The organism is Sedimenticola hydrogenitrophicus, assembly GCF_029017505.1.
Classification (GTDB): Bacteria; Pseudomonadota; Gammaproteobacteria; order Chromatiales; family Chromatiaceae; genus Sedimenticola; species Sedimenticola hydrogenitrophicus_A.
This window is the reverse complement of record NZ_JAQGEI010000007.1, coordinates 1-17,917: the sequence shown is the minus strand read 5'-3', so window position 1 is coordinate 17,917 and position 17,917 is coordinate 1. Positions and strand designations below refer to the sequence as shown.

General features: G+C 58.5%; 14 protein-coding genes. 6 read left to right on the top strand and 8 right to left on the bottom strand.

Annotated features, from left to right (window positions below; translation table 11 throughout):
- Positions 1-13 precede the first annotated feature (13 nt).
- The 4 genes from O9K64_RS05610 to O9K64_RS05595 all read left to right on the top strand — a co-directional run bounded on the left by O9K64_RS05610 (position 14) and on the right by O9K64_RS05595 (position 7,077).
- The gene (locus O9K64_RS05610; RefSeq protein WP_275097094.1) at positions 14-3,409 is read left to right on the top strand and encodes an ATP-binding protein; all 3,396 of its coding nucleotides are present in this window, start codon (positions 14-16) and stop codon (positions 3,407-3,409) included.
- Positions 3,399-4,304: a DNA-binding response regulator gene (locus O9K64_RS05605; RefSeq protein ID WP_275097093.1), complete on the top strand. Its 906-nt coding sequence runs from the start codon at positions 3,399-3,401 to the stop codon at positions 4,302-4,304. Before O9K64_RS05610 ends, O9K64_RS05605 begins: the two co-directional genes overlap by 11 nt.
- 307 nt (positions 4,305-4,611) lie before the next feature.
- The gene (locus tag O9K64_RS05600; RefSeq protein ID WP_275097092.1) at positions 4,612-5,496 is read left to right on the top strand and encodes an AEC family transporter; all 885 of its coding nucleotides are present in this window, start codon (positions 4,612-4,614) and stop codon (positions 5,494-5,496) included.
- Positions 5,497-5,808: 312 nt separating this feature from the next.
- The gene (locus O9K64_RS05595) at positions 5,809-7,077 is read left to right on the top strand and encodes an HD-GYP domain-containing protein (protein WP_275097091.1); all 1,269 of its coding nucleotides are present in this window, start codon (positions 5,809-5,811) and stop codon (positions 7,075-7,077) included.
- Between the two features lie 57 nt (positions 7,078-7,134).
- On the opposite strand, the gene O9K64_RS05590 is transcribed toward O9K64_RS05595, so the two are convergent.
- A complete protein-coding gene (locus O9K64_RS05590) occupies positions 7,135-8,154 on the bottom strand; it encodes a response regulator (RefSeq protein WP_275097090.1) in 1,020 nt (339 codons plus the stop codon).
- A gap of 30 nt (positions 8,155-8,184) precedes the next feature.
- Positions 8,185-9,669, bottom strand: coding sequence for a sensor histidine kinase (locus tag O9K64_RS23645; protein WP_275097089.1), 1,485 nt, complete (start codon positions 9,667-9,669; stop codon positions 8,185-8,187).
- 580 nt (positions 9,670-10,249) lie between these two features.
- Here O9K64_RS23645 and O9K64_RS05580 point away from each other — a divergent pair.
- Positions 10,250-10,810, top strand: coding sequence for a YSC84-related protein (locus O9K64_RS05580; protein ID WP_275097088.1), 561 nt, complete (start codon positions 10,250-10,252; stop codon positions 10,808-10,810).
- A 456-nt stretch (positions 10,811-11,266) separates the two neighbouring features.
- On the opposite strand, the gene O9K64_RS05575 is transcribed toward O9K64_RS05580, so the two are convergent.
- On the bottom strand, positions 11,267-12,205 hold the full coding sequence (locus O9K64_RS05575) for a homocysteine S-methyltransferase family protein (protein ID WP_275097087.1): 939 nt from the start codon (positions 12,203-12,205) through the stop codon (positions 11,267-11,269).
- 207 nt (positions 12,206-12,412) lie between these two features.
- Here O9K64_RS05575 and O9K64_RS05570 point away from each other — a divergent pair, with 207 nt between their 5' ends.
- Entirely contained in the window at positions 12,413-13,444 is a 1,032-nt protein-coding gene (locus O9K64_RS05570; RefSeq protein WP_275097086.1) for a GlxA family transcriptional regulator, read from the top strand.
- 115 nt (positions 13,445-13,559) lie between these two features.
- Here O9K64_RS05570 and O9K64_RS05565 read toward each other — a convergent pair whose 3' ends face one another.
- The 5 genes from O9K64_RS05565 to O9K64_RS05540 all read right to left on the bottom strand — a co-directional run bounded on the left by O9K64_RS05565 (position 13,560) and on the right by O9K64_RS05540 (position 17,825).
- On the bottom strand, positions 13,560-13,940 hold the full coding sequence (locus O9K64_RS05565; RefSeq protein ID WP_275097085.1) for a hypothetical protein: 381 nt from the start codon (positions 13,938-13,940) through the stop codon (positions 13,560-13,562).
- Positions 13,941-14,024: 84 nt separating this feature from the next.
- The gene (locus O9K64_RS05560; protein ID WP_275097084.1) at positions 14,025-14,735 is read right to left on the bottom strand and encodes a transposase; all 711 of its coding nucleotides are present in this window, start codon (positions 14,733-14,735) and stop codon (positions 14,025-14,027) included.
- A gap of 79 nt (positions 14,736-14,814) precedes the next feature.
- Positions 14,815-15,654, bottom strand: a complete 840-nt coding sequence (fghA, locus tag O9K64_RS05555) for an S-formylglutathione hydrolase (RefSeq protein WP_275097083.1) — start codon at positions 15,652-15,654, stop codon at positions 14,815-14,817.
- Between the two features lie 9 nt (positions 15,655-15,663).
- Entirely contained in the window at positions 15,664-16,773 is a 1,110-nt protein-coding gene (locus O9K64_RS05550) for an S-(hydroxymethyl)glutathione dehydrogenase/class III alcohol dehydrogenase (protein WP_275097082.1), read from the bottom strand.
- 626 nt (positions 16,774-17,399) lie between these two features.
- Complete coding sequence (locus tag O9K64_RS05540; protein ID WP_275097081.1) at positions 17,400-17,825, bottom strand: hypothetical protein; 426 nt, start codon at positions 17,823-17,825, stop codon at positions 17,400-17,402.
- Between the last annotated feature and the right edge of the window lie 92 nt (positions 17,826-17,917).

The following is a 17,917-nucleotide window of genomic DNA, read 5'->3' as shown; positions in this document are numbered from 1 at the left end:
GATGATGCACAAGATGGCGTCTCCCCCAGTGATCAACCCGACCAAACGCCGCTATAACCAGTGGGTGGCGAACGAGACGCTGGAGGATTTTGCCCTGCGTTTTACCGCGACCCGGGCGCGCAAGTGGTCCGATGCGCGGGTCGCCAACACCGCTCTGGGTATCGTCTCCTTCCTCGCCCTGGAGGCGATCGGCGGCGCCATCACCCTGCAGTACGGATTCAGCAACTCCCTGTGGGCGATCCTGGTGGTCTGTACCCTGATCTTCCTGTTCGGCCTGCCCATCTGCTACCACGCCGCCCGCTCGGGCCTGGATATCGACCTGCTGACCCGGGGTGCCGGTTTCGGTTACATCGGCTCCACCATCTCCTCGCTGATCTACGCCTCGTTCACCTTTATTTTCTTTGCCCTGGAAGCGGCGATCATGTCCATGGCCCTGCAACTGCTGCTGGGGATTCCCCTGGCGTGGGGTTATGTGGTCAGCGCGCTGATGGTGATTCCGTTGGCGACCCACGGCATCACCCGTATCAGCCGCTTTCAGTTGTGGACCCAGCCGCTGTGGATCGTGCTGCAGCTCGCGCCGCTGCTGTTCATCCTCTACCATCACGCGGAGGCGGTCTCGGAATGGACCCGGTTCACCGGTCTGGAGGCGGCCAGCGAGGGCGGTTTCGACCTGTTGCTGTTCGGCGCTGCGGCCGCGGTGATCTTTCCGCTGATCGCCCAGAACGGGGAACAGGTGGATTTCCTGCGCTTCCTGCCCAAGGCGCAGGAGGGCTCGGGAAAATGGTGGCTGGCGCTCACCCTGTCCGGACCGGGCTGGACCCTGTTCGGGGTGCTCAAACTGCTGGCCGGCTCCTTTCTGGCGGTGCTGGCGCTCAAGCACGGCGTGGCGGCGGAACTGGCCGACGACCCCTCCCACATGTACCTGGTCGCCTTCAGCTACATCACCAGCCATCCGGAGGTGGCGCTGGTGCTGGCGGCCACCTTCGTCATCATCTCCCAGCTCAAGATCAACGTCACCAACGCCTACGCGGGTTCGCTCGCCTGGTCCAACTTCTTTTCCCGCCTCACCCACCATCACCCGGGGCGCATCGTCTGGCTCTTCTTCAACGTCGCCATCGCCCTGCTGCTGATGGAACTGGGGCTGTATCAGGCGTTCGAGAGTATCCTGATCACCTACTCCACCCTGGTGCTGGCCTGGATGGGCTCGCTGGTGGCCGATCTGGTGATCAACCGGCCGTTGGGCCTGCGCCCCCGGCAGATGGAATTCAAGCGTGGCCGGCTTTACGACATCAATCCGGTGGGTGTGGGTTCCATGGCGATTGCCTCGCTGCTCGGCATGGTCGGACAACTGGGTCTGCTGGGGCCGACCTTCAAGGCGCTGGCGCCGTTCATTTCCCTGTTCATCCCGTTTATCACCGCCCCGCTCATCGCCTGGCTGACCGGGGGACGCTACTACCTGGCCCGGGAGTATGAGTCGCCGGTCCATGAGTGCCAGGAGCATGCGGAGGATTGCGCGATCTGCGCCAACCGGTTTGAGCACCCGGACATGCTCGCCTGTCCGGTGTACGGTGGCGATGTCTGTTCGCTCTGCTGTGCCCTGGATGCCAGTTGTCGCGACCGCTGCCGGCCGCAGGCCCATCTGCAGGCACAATTCAGCCAGACCTTCGGCCGCCTGTTTCCCCAGGCCTGGGGATTGCGGCTGCACGCCACGGTGATTCACTTCCTGGTCATCCTGGTGGTGACCTCCCTGGTGATCGCCGGGTTGTTCTTCATCGTCTATCACTCCGGCGACTACGCGTCGGTGCCGCAGGCCGCGATCGCCGGCTCGGCGCTGGGCAAGACCTTCCTGTTGCTGTTTATCGTCAACGGGGTGCTGGTGTGGCTCTACGTGCTGGCGCAGGACAGCAAGCGCAAGGCGCTGGAGGATTCGCTGCACCATACCGCGCTGCTGCGCCGCGAGGTGGCGGCCCATGAACTGACGGCACGGCAACTGCAGGATGCCAAGGAGGTGGCGGTCACCGCCAACCAGGCCAAGAGCCGCTACCTGTCCGGGGTGAGTCACGAACTGCGTACGCCGCTCAATACTGTGCTCGGTTACGCGCAGCTGCTGAAGGCGGACGTACAGCTGGCGGCGCGCAATCGCAAGGCGGCCGAGGTGATCCATCGCAATGGCGAACACCTCTCCGATGTCATCGAGGGGTTGCTGGAGATTTCGAAAATCGAGGCACGGCGCGTCGACATCCACCGCGACGAGGTCAATCTGCACACGCTGGTCGAGCAGCTGGCCGAAACGTTCGCGGTGCAGGCCCAGGCCAAGCATCTGCGCTTCGAATACCGCTGTGACAGCGAACTGCCCAACCACGTCCTGACCGACGAGAAGCGCCTGCGGCAGATCCTCACCAACCTGCTCTCCAATGCCGTCAAGTTCACCCACGCCGGCCGGGTGCGCTTCCAGATCAGCTATCGCAACGAGGTCGCCAAATTCACCGTCAGCGATACCGGTATCGGCATCAGGGAAGATGACCGGGAGCGCATCTACGCCCCGTTCGAGCGCATCCAGAACGAGGAGACACGCTTGGTCACCGGCACCGGCCTGGGCCTCACCATCTCCCGGCTGCTCTGCACCCTGATGGGGGGCGATCTGGCCCTCAGCAGCCGATATGGCGTGGGTAGCGACTTCACCCTCTCCATCATGCTGCCGTTCGTCTACAAGCCCAGCCGCCCGCCGGTAACCCGACAGCGTATTCTCGGCTACGCCGGGCCACGAAAGGTCCTGCTGGTGGTGGATGACGAACCCTGGCACCGGGCGCTGATCCGCGATTTCCTGAGCCCCCTGGGATTCCGCCTGCACGATGCCGAATCCGCAAGGCAGGGGCTGGCGATCGCCGGGCGCGAGCCGATCGATCTCTATCTGCTGGATGTGCGCATGCCGCTGATGGATGGCTGGGAGCTGGCGCAGCGGCTGCGTGGTCAGGGGGTGGAGGCGCCCATCTTCATGCTCTCCGGCAATGCCATCGAAAACCAGCGCGAGGAGCTCACCAGCCGTCTGCACAACGAGTATCTGATCAAACCGATCAATCTGGAAAACTTGTTGGAGAAGATCGGCAATGCCCTGGATCTGACCTGGGTGTTCGATACACCGACGATCGTGGAAACAACGCTATCACCACCGCACCCGGGGAGGGGCGAGCCTGCACCTGTGCCAAAGCCCGCACCGGAACAAGCCGAACTCGACGAACTGATCTCCCTGGCCAAGATCGGATACCTCAACGGCGTGCTGGAGAAGCTGGAGGCGCTGGAGACGCGCTACGCCGGCTCCGCGCTGCTGGGCTATCTCAAGACCCATGCCGAGGCCTGTGATCTCGAGGGCCTCGTCCGCACCGTTCGGGAGTTCCATCATGCCGCTTGACCGAAACAATCCCATCGTACTGGTGGTCGACGACTCGCCCGACTCCTTGGGCATGATCCATAGCGCGCTTCAGCTGGGTGGCTACACCGTGCTGGTGGCCCTCAATGGTCAGCAGGCGCTGGACATCGTCGCCCGGATCCAGCCCGACGTGGTGCTGATGGATGCGCTGATGCCGGTGATGGACGGCTTTGAAAGTTGCCGCCAGATGCGCCGCTCGCTGCCGCTGACGCCGATCCTGTTCATGACCGGCCTGAGCGATCCCGAGCACATCGTCAAGGCGTTCGAGCATGGCGGCACCGATTACATCACCAAACCGATCAACCCCGACGAGCTGCTCGCGCGCATCACCGCCCATGTGCGTAGCGCCCACCTGATCAGCGATGCCCGCGAGGCGCTGGACTCCGCGCGCCAACACCTCCTCTCGGTAAACAAGAGGGGAGAGGTGCTGTGGACCACCCCGGAGACGCGGGCGCTGCTGGCTGGTAACGGCATCGAGGTGGCGGTCGGCGGGTTTGTCCTCAGCGGCCAGATCAGGGAGTGGATCGGTGGCCGGGAAACGGCCCAGGATCTGATTATTCACACCGCCCGGCAACCCCTGATCATCCGCTATTTCAAGACGGTACATGCCGACGAGCACCTGCTGCGCATCGTCGATCAGCACCAGTTGCTCGACCCCAAGGCGCTGGAGGCGGCCCTGCCGGTGACCAAGCGCGAGGCAGAGGTGCTGCTGTGGGTGGCACAGGGCAAGACCAACCGTGAGATCGGCGAGATCCTGACGTTGAGTCCGCGCACCGTCAACAAGCACCTGGAGCAGATCTACAGCAAGATCCAGGTGGACAATCGCGCCGCCGCCACCTCCATCGCCATCCAGTCGCTGCTGGGGATGACGGTTTAGGGCCGCTGCGCGTGCATTCAGTTTGTAGCCTGGATGAAGCCCGCCCACGGAACCCGACAAACACACCAATCCGCACGGGCGGAATCCGGGGTGTCATTGCGTAGCGGTTATTCCCCGGACTCCGCCGCTGCGAGGACATGCAGCTTTTCCTGTTTCGGAGGTGGCGGCTTCATCCGGGCTACGCTCCTGGGGACAAGCGCATTGCGTGTTTGTATGGCCCGGTCCGGGTGCTGGTTTTTCGCTGTTTAAACAGGGATACTAGCGCCTCAAAAAAAGAACCGTCCCCGCCATTCAGGTCGCACCCCCCATGCAACAGATATTCAGTATCGTCTTCCCTATTTTTGCCATCGTGCTGGTGGGTTACCTCTACGGCCGCCGCCACGCCCCGGACATGGCCGCCGCCAACCAGCTCAACCTGGATATCTTTGTGCCGGCGCTGATTTTTCATGTGCTGTCGCAGAAGAGCTTCGAGCTGGGGGCCTACCAGGAACTGGCGCTGGCGGCGTTGGCGGTGGTGCTGGGTTCCGGTCTGCTGGCCTGGGGTGTGGCCCGGTTGCTGCACTACGAGCCCAAGACCTTCGTGCCGCCGATGATGTTCTCCAACTCCGGCAACATGGGGCTGCCGCTGGCCCTGTTCGCCTTCGGCGAGGCGGCCTTGCCTGCCGCGGTGGTGCTGTTCATCGTGGAGAACACCCTGCACTTCAGTGTCGGCATGAAGATGCTGGATCACCGCACCTCGCTGATCGGCATCCTGCGCATTCCCATGGTGCTGGCCACGGTGGTCGGCGTCGCCTTCAGCCTCACCGGCTGGGTGCTGCCCGATGTACTGTCGGTCTCCATCGAGATGGTGGGGCAGGTGGCGATTCCGCTGATGTTGTTCTCGCTCGGGGTGCGCCTGACCGGGGTCGATCTGCGCGACTGGCGCATCGGCGTCATCGGTGCCCTGGTCTGTCCCGCCACCGGGCTGATCATCGTGCTGCTGATCACCCCCTTGCTCGACCTGCCGGCGCTGCAGTACGGCCAACTGCTGGTGTTCAGCGTGCTGCCGCCGGCGGTACTCAACTTCATGGTGGCGGAGAAGTACAACCAGGAGCCACGCAAGGTGGCGTCGATCGTGATGCTCGGCAACCTCGGCAGCCTGCTGGTGATCCCGTTCGCCCTGGCCTACATCCTGGCCCGGAACGGGCTGTGATTCGTTAATTCCGGTAGGGTGGGCACGTTTTTTGTGCCCACGCGGCGTGTACGGGATAACAACCAGCCTGACAGTGGAGCCCTGCCTCGACAATCGGACTGCCCGCGGTACTCCGGAACAGGCTTCGCCCACCGGCTGCTGTCGACGCCCGCGCCGGCGGCGGGTGCAGACTCTTTTTCCCCGGCCGTAACTAAAATCTCGGCTGTCGACAAGGTTCTTGGGGCAGGTCAACTGTTAGGCGGTTAGCACGGCCAAAATCCCCGAAGGAGGATAGACTGTAGCCTGACTGTGCGGGCTGCTTCAGGTGCTGTAATGAGTTCATACGCTACGCTGACCATCGACCTTCGTCAGATGATTTTTGCCATCGAGTCGGCGGTCTCGCAAGTGGGCATGAACGATACCAACCACGGCAAGCGGGTGGGCTATATCGCCGGTCAGCTGGCGCATCAGCTCGGCTGGAGCGACCAGGAGATCCAGTTCGCTTTCGAGCTGGGCCTGTTGCACGACTGCGGCGTCTCCACCGAACAGATGCACACCAGCCTGGTCAACCACTTCGACTGGAGCGATGCCCACATCCATTGCGAGATCGGCTACCGCCTGTTGAAGGACTTCGCGCCGCTGGCCGCCTTCGCCACCCCCATCCTCTATCACCACACACCCTGGGAGGCGCTTCGGCGGCTGGATATCAGCGACCGGGACAAGCGGATGGCTAACCTCATCTTCCTCTCCGACCGTATCGATGTCCTGGCCGTCGCCCATTACGAAACCGATATCCTGCTGGCCCGGGAGGAGGTGGTGAAATCCATCACCGGTTATGGCGACCGCTATTTCGATCCGTCACTGGTGGAGGTTTTTCAACAGGCCGAGCGGTCGGAGGCGTTCTGGATCGCCCTGGAGGACCGGCATGTGACTCGTTACGTGTGGGACATGGGGCGGTTCGGCAGCAGCCAACCGTTGAGCATCGCCCAGGTCAAGCAGCTGTCGCTGATCCTGGCCTATATTGTCGATCAGAAGAGCCCGTTCACCGCCCAGCACTCGGTCCGGGTGGCCGCCCTGGCCCGCTATCTGGCGGCGACCCGTGGCCTGCCGGCCGAGCGGTGCGAGAAGATCGAGATCGCCGGCCTGCTGCACGACCTGGGCAAGCTGCACATGCCGGACAGTATCCTGGAGAAGGCGGGGCCGCTGAACGAGCTGGAGCGGTCCATCATGAACCAGCACAGCTACGAGACCTTCGAGATCCTGCGCCACATCAAGGGGCTCGACGAGATCGCCAACTGGGCGGCGTTCCATCACGAGGGGCTGAATGGCGCCGGCTACCCCTTTCATCCCCGGGAGCGGGATCTTTGCATGGAGGCGCGGATCATCGCGGTGGCCGATGTCTTCCAGGCCCTGGTGCAGGACCGGCCCTACCGGGCCGGCATGCAGATCGACGAGGTGTTGGCCATTCTCGAAAAGTTTGCGCGGAGCGGAAAACTCGACCCCGAGGTGGTGGCCCTTGCCGGGCGGCATGCCGATGACTGTTTCCGGATCGCCCAGGGCGAGGATCGAGCGGCAGGGGAGAGCCCGCTGCGGTTGTTCTGACCGGACAACTTTCCTGATGACGGAAACAGACCGAATTTCCCCCGACAACGCCGGGATCTAGCTGACCTGGCTGGTGCGCAATCCCCTGATGCGATTGATCATCGATGCAAAAAATCCACCGCTGGCCGATGCCGCGACCTGGTTGTTTGAGTGTTCCCGATCAGATGCCCCTTCTGTTTCGCCGGTAATGCTTACCGCCAGGGTGTGCTTGTCGACAATGTGGCGTTTCGCCAGGTTGGGATTTGCCTTCAGTTCTTTATGTTTGCGCAGGCCGGCCTCAATACAGAGTCGACACATGCCTTGTTTCACCGGTTTGGTCAGAAAACGGAAGATTTGTCCCTCATTGATCAGGTCAATCACTGTATTGGCATCATTACTGTTGGTCATAACGATACTGACGATATCCGGGTGGTAGTGTTTGAGCAGTTTGATCATCGAGGTGACATCGTTCCGGCCAATCCGGGTCTCGGAGACGATGACGCCAATGGACTTTTTTTCGAGCAGGTTGAGGGCCTCTTCCATGTCATGGGTATAGAACACCTGGCTACGATTGATCAGGCTATCGCGGATGTGAACACTGCTCTCCCGGTCACCATCCAGCACCAGGACAGCCGGATCATTAATGTCAGTCGTCGCGTCATTCCGCTCGGCGTTGGCGCTGGGGATTGTCTTAAAGCTTTTTATAATATCGCTGGCAGTGTGCGAGGCGGTATCGGCCGCCAGATTGACCACATCCTTCAACTCCTTGTTTACCCAAGGCTTCTGTACAAAGCGGAATATCTCTCCCTTGTTCACGGAGCCGACCGTGGCATCAAAATCGGAGTACCCGGTCAACAGAATGCGCATACTGGCCGGGCATAACTCCTTTGCCTGGTGCAGGACTTCCACACCCGTCATACCCGGCATCTTCTGATCGCTGACGATCACGTCAACCTTCTGCTGTTTCAGTATCTCGATGGCCTTGGCACCACTGTCGGCAACCAATACGTTGTATTGCCGTTTGAACAACCACCTCATGGTGTTCAGAATATGCGGTTCATCGTCGACGAAGAGGACAGATTGAATGGCTTGCGTCATGTCGATATCACTCTATTGATTGTTGGGTTATCAGGCGGCTTTCCGGTTCTCAGATACCGTCTGGATAGGCAATTGAACCGTAAATGTGGTGCCTTTACCGACGCTTGACCTGACACTGATCACACCATTGTGTTGTTCAACGATCTCCTTTGATATCGATAGACCGAGCCCGGTGCCTTCCTCGACACCTTTTGTGGTGTAGTAAGCCTCGAATATGGTCTCCAGGTCTTTCTCCGGAATACCGATGCCGTTGTCCTCGACTTCCACCTTGATATAGCCATCGTCCACGAAGCTGCGTATCGAGATGGTGCCGTTGATGGAATCGACGGCATGGGAGGCATTGTTGATCAGATTGATGAATACCTGGTTTAACTGTGACGGCATGCACTCGATCAGGGGTAAATCGCCAAAATCACAATTGATGGTTATATGTTCCGGAATGGTGCTACGCGCAATATAGAGAACATTTTCCAGACAGTTATTGAGATTGAAGTCGGCCACACTGTTCTGATCGATCCGGGTAAACTTCTTCAAGTGAGAAACCAGTTCCGACATCTGTGCCAGGCCACTTTGTGTTTGTGACAGCATTTCGATCAGATCTTCAATCTCCGTCAACTCTTCGTAACTGTCGGTTTCCCGGAGCAGCTTGTTCGTATATTTTATGTTGATACCGGTTGAGTTCTTGCTTCGTCTCGATTTGGCAAAATTGATCAATTGTCTGCCATAGCTGCTCGGCAGCCGCAGATTATCCAGGCCCTCTACCGCAAGTTCCATATTGCTGCGGGTGAAGGCCAGCGGCGTATTGAGTTCATGGGCAACCGACGCCACCATATGGCCCAGGGATGCCATCTTTTCCGACTGGGCAATCTGCATACGTGACTTCTGGTTCTCTATATCCTGCTGTTTAATGATCTGGTCAGCCCGTTTCACGATAACCAGCAAGGCGATAAACAGCAGTCCCAAAAGGCCGGCAATGCCGCCTACCACCATGTATTGGGTTTCGCGCAGCTTGCCAAGAAAGAGGGTTACATCGGAATAGATCTCGAACACCCCCTCCAGCGCTCCTGTCTGCGGGTTGTAGACCGGTATGTAACTGGAGACGACGTCACGATCACTGATGGTCTCGTCAAATGCGTCGAAGGTGTCCCGGTGGGAGAGCGCACTGGCCGGTACGCCTTTTTTGGCAGAGATAAACCCGGAGTTCTGGCTCTTGTCTTCCCCCACCTGGCTGTTCTGGGTGGAGAATACAGTCCGTCCCTCCAGGTTGAAGGCTTTCACCTTGATCACCGGCAACCCTTTCAAGAGGGACGTGGTGAGATCGAAGATGCGTTGCATCTCCGGATGTTTTTTTAACGACTCGGTCGAGACTGTGCCGGATCTGTTGATGAGGAAATCAAACTCTGGCCAGATGGAGTTGGATATCACCCGGGTCATGTTGATGTTCTGGTTCTCCTCCTGCTCAACCAGCGCAGCCGTTTGAATCCTGTTTTGCACGAAATTGAGCGAGAAGGCCACAATCAAAAACACCACCAGACTGGCGATTGTAAAGTAACGGACCAGTTGAAATTTCACGCGGCACCTCGCAATGCTTCATCAATATCTTCACGCACTTGCAATATGCGAGCCAGAAACTATATTAAAAGCATGGTTATTCTCCCATGCCGGCCAATGGCTCTGGTCAAGTGATATTTAGTCTTTAAAATCAACTGAATAAAGATAATTTCCGATCAGCCGGAGGATGATATGGAGAGGGCATTCGGGATTGGCCAGGGGGACTTTAACTCAGGGTTACGACATACCTCTCCTGGCTATCGCAGAATTGGGAGGAATTCCCAGAAATGGGAGGATAGGAGTGAGCGGGGACGGCTAATGTTCCCCCCTCTTTACTTTTTTTCCGGCAATTAAGCTTCCTTGTATTCTTTTTTGGCGCGGACTATCTTTTAGACGACAGATGACGGGGTGACTGGGCCTTGCAGCGATAAAATCAGCGTCGAGTGACCGGTATCCTACCTGAAAATACTATTTCGACTGCTCGCGATTGTAGGCCAGTACCACTAACGAAGATTTCTGAATCCCAATCAGGGAGGGGGATGAAATGAGCAACATACGTGGCAATGTCTTTGCATTGATGGTTGCAACGCTATCAATCTTTTCGCTGGGAATAATGAATATGGCAAACGCAGCAACGGCTGAGGATCTGGATAAGGATTCCCGGCAGGCCCTGCAGACGCTCTATAAATCCAATTCTCTTGCCAAGGATATTTCGCGCACCGCCAAGGCGATACTCGTCTTCCCGAATATCGTGAAGGCTGGGTTGGTGTTCGGCGGCAGCTATGGCGAAGGAGAGTTGATCAAGGGCTCAACAGTCGTTGATTATTATAATTCCGTTTCCGGATCCTGGGGTCTGCAGGCAGGTGCTCAGTCCTACGGGTATGCCGTGTTTTTGATGACAGACGAGGCCGTTCAATATATTGAAAAGACCGATGGTTGGGAAATTGGCGTCGGTCCAACAATTGTTGTGGTTGACGAAGGAATCGCGAAGAATCTTTCGACATCCTCACTGAAGGAGGATGCCTATGCGTTTATTTTCAGTCAGCAAGGACTGATGGCAGGGGTCACAATTGAGGGAACAAAAATTACCCCGATCAAACGCTAAATCAATCAGGACGGATGCACATTGCATCCGTCCTGATTCGGAAAAGAAGCGAAAAAGGGGAGGGGGAATTGCACTTACTTAAGCCAAGAACTACCGTCATCCCGGTGCAGGCCGGAGGAGTGGTGCAGGGATGCACCGTTTACGGACCTAAGGATGGCATCCAGACTGCTTAATGGTGGCGGTATTCCTGGATGATTCGCTTCGCTCACCCTTCGGGCCGACTTTCAGTCGTTCAACGCGCTTCGCGCTTTTGTCCGGCCTGCGCCGGAGAAGTGGTGCATGGATGCACCGTTTACGGACCTAGGATGGAATGACGAAAATCCTGCAATTCGCTTTAAGAAAGTGCCATTTGGGTAGGGGGGTAAATTTTAATCAGTTAGTCCAATTGTTCATTTTTAAATTCCTCCGTCCCCTCCACTCTCCCTCCACTCTTTTACTTTCGGGCGCTGACTGTCGTCAGGTGCAGGCGGCGCAGATCGCGCCCAGGTGACGGTGGTCGGTGCCGCAGCAGCCGCCGAGTACGCTGAGCCGCGGCAGCCACTCGCGAATCCTGCGATATTCCAGGCCCAGTTCCCCTGGGTTGCCGGCATCGAGATCGGGGCTCTCGTCGAGTTCGGCGTGGCTGCGCTTCGAGGCGTTGGCGCGCAGGCCGCGAGTGCGTTCGCGCCATTCACCCTCTTCCTGCAACAGGTGCATGAAATGGGTCGGGTGCGCGCAATTGATCATGTAGTAGGCGGCATAGCCGTCGGTCTCATGGTCGGTGTGCGCGATCGCCCCGGCCAGGGTTTCACCTGCGGGGATGCGACCGTCGGTCTCCAGCGTGAAGGAGATCGCGACCGGTATCGCCGCTTCGCGGGCTGCCTGGACAATCCCTATCGCCTCGTCGACGTAGGTGAGGGTGAAGGCGGCAACCATGTCGGCGGCGGTATCGGCGAAGGTCTCTATCTGGTGCGCATGATAGCGTCGCGCCTCCGCGGCGCTCATGCGGGCGGTGGCCTGGTAGCCGTCGCCGCGCGGCCCGAGGTTGCCGCTGATGACCATCGGACTCTCCGGCGTCTCGTGATGGTCACGAAGTTCGAGCATCAGGTCGATCGCCCGCCGGTTGGCGGCGGCCAGGGTCCGGGCGTCGTAGCCGAGTTTTACTCTCCAGTCGGCGTTGGCACGCCAGGTGGGCGCTTCGAGCAGGAAGCCGAGATCGCGGTGCCGGGTGATCTCGATATACGCCTCGTAGTAGCGGCGCAGGCGCGCCACCCCGGCGTCGTGCCGAAGCAGGTCGAAGGCGGCAAAGTATGGCAGTTCCATGCCTTTGTGGAACACCAGGGTCGTCTCCAGACCCCCATCGGTCAGGAACAGGGTGTCTTTCAACTGGGGCAGGTTGTCGCGGTAGTGGCTCATGGCTGAATCTCCTTGAAGGTGCGGGAACGGAACTTTGATGCGGCAGGCTCCGGTCTTGGTGTCGCCGCAGCTGTCGGTCCGTGCGGTGGCAGGTTACCGCTGGCGGCGCTGCTTCACTAAAGCCGTTTGTGCAACGAATAGGACAAACCGGCCAACGGCCGCGGGCTGGGCTAGACTTATCCTGTGTCGATATCGGAGACATCTCCCATGGGCGCCATCCCTGTGAAGATCGCGATCCTTGTCATTCCCGACGCCAGCGCGTCCGTGGTGTACGGTTTGTACGACCTGCTCAAATCGGCCGGCCAGGACTGGGGCATCATCACCCAAGGCCGCCCTGGCCCCGAGCTTATCCGGCCGGTGCTGGTGGCGAGGGAAAAGGGCCTGGTCGAGATCGTTAACAATGTCCCTGTCAGGGTCCAGTTCAGCCTGGAGAACTGTCCGGCCGTCGACATCGTCTGCGTGCCGGAGGTCAACCTGCCGCCGGGAGAGCCGCTGGCCGGGCGTTACGCCGAAGAGATCGCCTGGCTGCGGCGGCGCCACGAAGCCGGTACCCTGCTCGCGGCCGCCTGTTCGGGCGCCATGCTGTTTGCCGAAGCGGGTCTGCTGGACGGTTGGGAGGCGACGACACACTGGGCCTGGTGCGATGTGCTGCGGGAAAGGTTCCCGAATGTCAGAGTCCACGGGCAGCGTGCCCTGGTGGCGAGCGGCAAGGGCCAGCGCCTGATCATGGCGGGTGGCGGCACCTCCTGGCTGGACCTCGCGCTCTATCTGATCGGGCGCACCCTGGGGGTCGAGACCGCCATGCAGGTCGCGCGCCTCCACCTTATCGACTGGCACCAGGTCGGCCAACAGCCCTTCGCACGCCTCGCCTGTACCCGGCAGGTGGATGAAGCCGGCATTGCGCGCTGCCAGACCTGGATTGCCGAGCACTACCAGGAACCCAACCCGGTGAACTCGATGGTACGGCTGTCAGGCCTGGCGGAGCGCTCCTTCAAGCGGCGCTTTCTACAGGCGACCGGTATGTCGCCACTCAAGTACGTCCATGCACTGCGGCTGGAAGAGGCCAAACAGATGCTGGAGGCAACCGAGACCCCGATCGAGGGCATCGCCAATGAGGTCGGCTACGAGGATGCCGGCTATTTCAGTCGGCTGTTCCGGCGCGAGGTCGATATGTCCCCGGCACACTATCGCAAGCGCTTCGGTGCGCTGCATCGGTCCCTAACCAATAGGGTCGATTGATTATCTGCTCCCCAGATCTTCTGTCCCCAACCGTGACCTGATGATCGAGACTGACCCCAACCGGGTAGGGTGGGCACGTTGTTTGTGCCCATGCTACTCGACTACATGGCTGGACTCAGTACTGACCTTTCCGCCATCTTTTAGCTGTAATCTTCTCAAGCTTTCTTCGGTATTTCACAAGTGAATATTCTTGTACATTGCCCTTCAGTATATCGAATATATCGCCAGCTATTATCGCTCCTATGGCATGGATTGCTTCATGGCGATCCAAACCCTGTCTGATCAATCTTGCGATAGTTTCTGGAACTGGCTCAACGCCCATCGCCAATTGATTTTCAACTACGACGTGGATAGCTGAGTGTAGACGAATTTTATCTTCAGGAAGATCTTGATCTGAGAGCAAATGAAATTGCTGGACCAGTTCAATCCTCTCGTTTTCATCCAGCCAAAGCCAGGCAGCTGCATCAATTTCTTTATCTGGATTATAGGTTTCCATAATAACTCCGGTTCATAGAGCCCGATGGGGCGTTCCTCACCCCAATGTCTGGAATCAGCCGCGAGCTTCTCTATAATCTATAGGTCAGGTTCGATTGCTTTTGTACTTCTCGGACCTTCTATCCCCGCCCTTGGCCTTCGGCTTTACCCGGCGGTCAAGTTTCTTCTGGATGCGCGCCTTGAACCGATCATTGCCCAGCACCCACGCCTTGTTGGTCGCTTCCCGGATTTCGTTAAGACTATCATTCGATATGCGATGTTTGAAGAGTTGGCGGTAGGCGGCTTGCCGTGCTTCAATTGTTTTTCCCAAACGTCTGTATTCAAGGTGTGGGGTCACCAGCGCATTCGGTTGCCCCAGTGCGTTGAAATGGTAGCTTGACCAGCGATAATCGGACGGGTGGGTAACCATGCCCGCGCGAACCGGGTTTAGTTCGATGTAGCGCATGCAGGTTAACAAATAGGATTCACTATCAACCAATGTGGCCTTATAGCGTCCTTCCCACAATGTGCCGGTGCGCTGGTAGCAATGGTTGAAGTGCTGGACATAGTGACGCCCCAACTTCTGCATGACTTTGGAGATGCCTTGCTCTGTATGCGGGGTGATCAGCAAATGTAGGTGATTGGTCATTAGTACATAGGCATGAAGATCACAATTGTGGGCCTTGCAGGCTAACTGGAGTTTTCCCAGGTAGAACTGGTAGTCGGCATCGGTACAAAAGACTTCGGTTTGGTTGTTGCCCCGCAGGATAACCTGTTGCGGCTGGCCGGGGATTACAAATCGGGGTAAGCGTGCCATTTCCTTGCTCCCTGAAGAGTTGATGCAGGCACTATACTTCGCCTTCAATCAAATATCAATCGAGTCTGACCCCATTGATTTACTGGCTCCTCAATGCGGCCGCATGGTAGGCCAGGTGTTCGCCGATGAAGGTGGCGATGAAGTGGTAGCTGTGGTCGTAACCCTCCTGCAGGCGCAGGGTGAGTGGGATGCCCCGCGCTTCACAGGCAGCCTTCAGGTCGTCGGGGTAGAGTTGGTCGGCGAGGAATTCGTCACCGGTGCCCTGATCGATCAGCATGGGTAACCCATAGGCGCCGGCCTTGATCAACTCGGTGGCGTCATAGGCCTTCCAGGCGTCACCATCCTCACCCAGATAGGCGCTGAAGCAGCCCTGGCCCCAGTCGCACCGGGTGGGGTGGCAGATGGGAGCAAAGGCCGAGACCGAACGGTAGGCGCCCGGCTCCTTGATGGCACAGATCAGTGCGCCGTGCCCGCCCATCGAGTGACCGGTTATCGATTTGCAGCCGGGTATCAGCGGCAACTCCGCCTCCAGCAGTGTCGGCAGTTCCCGGGTGACGTAGTCGTACATCCGGTAGTGCCTCGACCAGGGGGGCTGGGTGGCGTTGACATAAAAACCCGCGCCCTGGCCCAGGTCGTAACGCGCCAGTTCATCCGCCACTTCACTGCCGCGTGGGCTGGTGTCGGGCATCACCAGGGCGATGCCCAACTCCGCCGCGTAGCGTTGGGCCCCGGCCTTGGTGCGTACATTGTCGTCGGTACAGGTCAGACCCGATAGCCAGTAGACCGCCGGCACCGCCGCCGTGGCCGCCTGGGGCGGCAGGTAGACGGAAAAGGTCATGATGCAGTGACAACTCTCCGAGTCATGTTGATAGCGGTTCAGCCAGCCGCCGAACTCCTTGATCTGCTCTATCTGTTTCATGCCGCAACCTCAAAAGATGATGACGGAGCGGATGCTCTCGCCACGGTGCATCAGGTCGAAGGCGCGGTTGATCTCTTCCAGCGGCATGGTGTGGGTCACCATGCTGTCCAGCTCGATCTCGCCATTCATATAGCGATCCACGTAGCCCGGCAGTTGGCTGCGGCCCTTGACGCCACCGAAGGCGGTGCCTTTCCAGGTGCGGCCGGTGACCAACTGGAAGGGGCGGGTACTGATCTCCTGACCGGCGCCGGCGACGCCGATAATGGTGGAGACGCCCCAACCCATGTGGCAGCACTCCAGCGCCTCGCGCATCACATGCACATTGCCGATGCACTCGAAGGAGTAGTCGACGCCGCCTTGGGTCATCTCGACAATCGCTTCGGTAACACTGCCGCTTAGGGTCTTCGGATTGACGAAATCCGTGGCGCCCAACGCCTTGGCGATCTCCCATTTGTCCGGGTTGATGTCGATGGCGATGATGCGCTCCGCCTTGGCCATGACAGCGCCCTGTATGCAGGAGAGGCCGATGCCACCCAATCCGAATACGGCGACGGTGGCGCCCGGCTCTACCTTGGCGGTGTTGAGGACGGCGCCGATACCGGTGGTGACGCCACAACCGAGCAGGCAGATCTTATCCAGTGGCGCTGCCTTGTTGACCTTGGCCAGGGCAATCTCCGGCACCACGGTATACTCCGAGAAGGTGGAGCAACCCATGTAGTGGTAGATCGGCTTGCCGTTCATGGAGAAACGCCGGGTGTGGTCCGGCATGTATCCGGTCCAGACCGTTTCGGCGATCGATTGACAGAGATTGGTTTTGCTCGAGTGGCAGTATTCGCACTCACCGCACTCGGGGATGTAGAGCGGAATGACATGGTCACCCGGCTTTAGCCCCTTCACACCGGGGCCGCACTCCACCACTTCGCAGCCCCCTTCATGACCCAGTACGCAGGGGAAGGCGCCCTCCGGATCATCGCCGGAGAGGGTAAACGCATCGGTGTGACAGACCCCGGAGGCGATCACTTTTAACAGCACTTCCCCCTCCTTGGGGCCTTCCACATCGATCATCTCGATAGACAAGGGTTTCTTCGGTTCCCAGGCCACGGCGGCTTTGGCTTTCATAAGCGTGTACTCCTTTTTTATTTGCTTGGTAAATTTAACAAAATCACGGTTGTCGAGGTGATCTGAAACATTCGCTTGCCTAATATCTTTCTCTATCCTCAACGTCGTCTTCTCTGCTGGGAGAAGGGGGCTTTGACTGGCGCGCCCATGCCGCCGACTACTGCGCCGGTGCATCAGGCAGCGACCACACGACCGTTAAGACATGGCTCGGCGGCAGGCCGTAAGGCACCACGTTAAAGAGCTGTCCGGCCTGATCGATGAGATACAGACTGGTAGTGTGTTCAGGCTGTAGCCAACGCCCGGTTGTGCGTGTTTTCGATACCGTACATGATAGCGTATCGCGATCCGGTGGGTGGCGGCCTCCGTTCTGGTCAGGCCAATCGTTGGTAATCTCCAGCAAACTGTTAGGTATCCGTGAGTGGTTCATCATCCACCACACCGACTTCGGCATGGAGACCTTGACAAACGAAATCACGACTGACCTGCTGAAGCATAGCCTGGAAATGGCTGCCGTGGACTCCAGCCGCTGGCACGATACGGGGGCGGATCCCGGCTCACCAGAAGGGTCCTGTATCAACTGGCTGACCATCTCGGACACAAGAGCCCGATTCATTCCTGTCTGATACTCAGATCTTGGATGTCCCGGTTTTTGTTTTATATCTTATTCTGGCGACTAATGAAGGAGCGATCAGGCTGACGAACAGTACCAGCAGGAGCAGATCACCGGTTAGCACATTGAAGGATCGCAACAGTTCCTCCCAGGATTTTTCAGTAAAGTAGTGGCCTAAGCCAAACTCGAACACCAGGGTCATAACGACCCACTGAACACCGATAAGCCAACGGGTAGTAGTACTATTGGCACCCAGAAATCGGAGGGTCAGGTTGGTGACCAGAAGGATAATAAAAGACAGTGAAACGCCGCTAAGCGGCAGTGCCCATGCAGGACCGATGAGTGGGGTCAGTACAAGATCGCGGAGTGCGCCGTTAGCGATGGCGAGGATGGCGATGATTAGCCAGACGAGGGCTGCTCGAAATAGTATCGTGATATGCATAAAAAGAAACTAAATCTACCGAGAATTTGTATATACGTTGTATATGGCAATATCACTGCAAGTTCATTTTGTATAATCATTACCGTTTTCTG

What these genes read in the sequence shown, in the direction of transcription:
- O9K64_RS05610 (WP_275097094.1), top strand. Translation starts at nt 14, where the DNA reads ATGGCGTCTCCCCCAGTGATCAACCCGACCAAACGCCGCTATAACCAG.
- O9K64_RS05605 (WP_275097093.1), top strand. Translation starts at nt 3,399, where the DNA reads ATGCCGCTTGACCGAAACAATCCCATCGTACTGGTGGTCGACGACTCG.
- O9K64_RS05600 (WP_275097092.1), top strand. Translation starts at nt 4,612, where the DNA reads ATGCAACAGATATTCAGTATCGTCTTCCCTATTTTTGCCATCGTGCTG.
- O9K64_RS05595 (WP_275097091.1), top strand. Translation starts at nt 5,809, where the DNA reads ATGAGTTCATACGCTACGCTGACCATCGACCTTCGTCAGATGATTTTT.
- O9K64_RS05590 (WP_275097090.1), bottom strand. Translation starts at nt 8,154, where the DNA reads ATGACGCAAGCCATTCAATCTGTCCTCTTCGTCGACGATGAACCGCAT.
- O9K64_RS05580 (WP_275097088.1), top strand. Translation starts at nt 10,250, where the DNA reads ATGAGCAACATACGTGGCAATGTCTTTGCATTGATGGTTGCAACGCTA.
- O9K64_RS05575 (WP_275097087.1), bottom strand. Translation starts at nt 12,205, where the DNA reads ATGAGCCACTACCGCGACAACCTGCCCCAGTTGAAAGACACCCTGTTC.
- O9K64_RS05570 (WP_275097086.1), top strand. Translation starts at nt 12,413, where the DNA reads ATGGGCGCCATCCCTGTGAAGATCGCGATCCTTGTCATTCCCGACGCC.
- O9K64_RS05565 (WP_275097085.1), bottom strand. Translation starts at nt 13,940, where the DNA reads ATGGAAACCTATAATCCAGATAAAGAAATTGATGCAGCTGCCTGGCTT.
- O9K64_RS05560 (WP_275097084.1), bottom strand. Translation starts at nt 14,735, where the DNA reads ATGGCACGCTTACCCCGATTTGTAATCCCCGGCCAGCCGCAACAGGTT.
- fghA (WP_275097083.1), bottom strand. Translation starts at nt 15,654, where the DNA reads ATGAAACAGATAGAGCAGATCAAGGAGTTCGGCGGCTGGCTGAACCGC.
- O9K64_RS05550 (WP_275097082.1), bottom strand. Translation starts at nt 16,773, where the DNA reads ATGAAAGCCAAAGCCGCCGTGGCCTGGGAACCGAAGAAACCCTTGTCT.
- O9K64_RS05540 (WP_275097081.1), bottom strand. Translation starts at nt 17,825, where the DNA reads ATGCATATCACGATACTATTTCGAGCAGCCCTCGTCTGGCTAATCATC.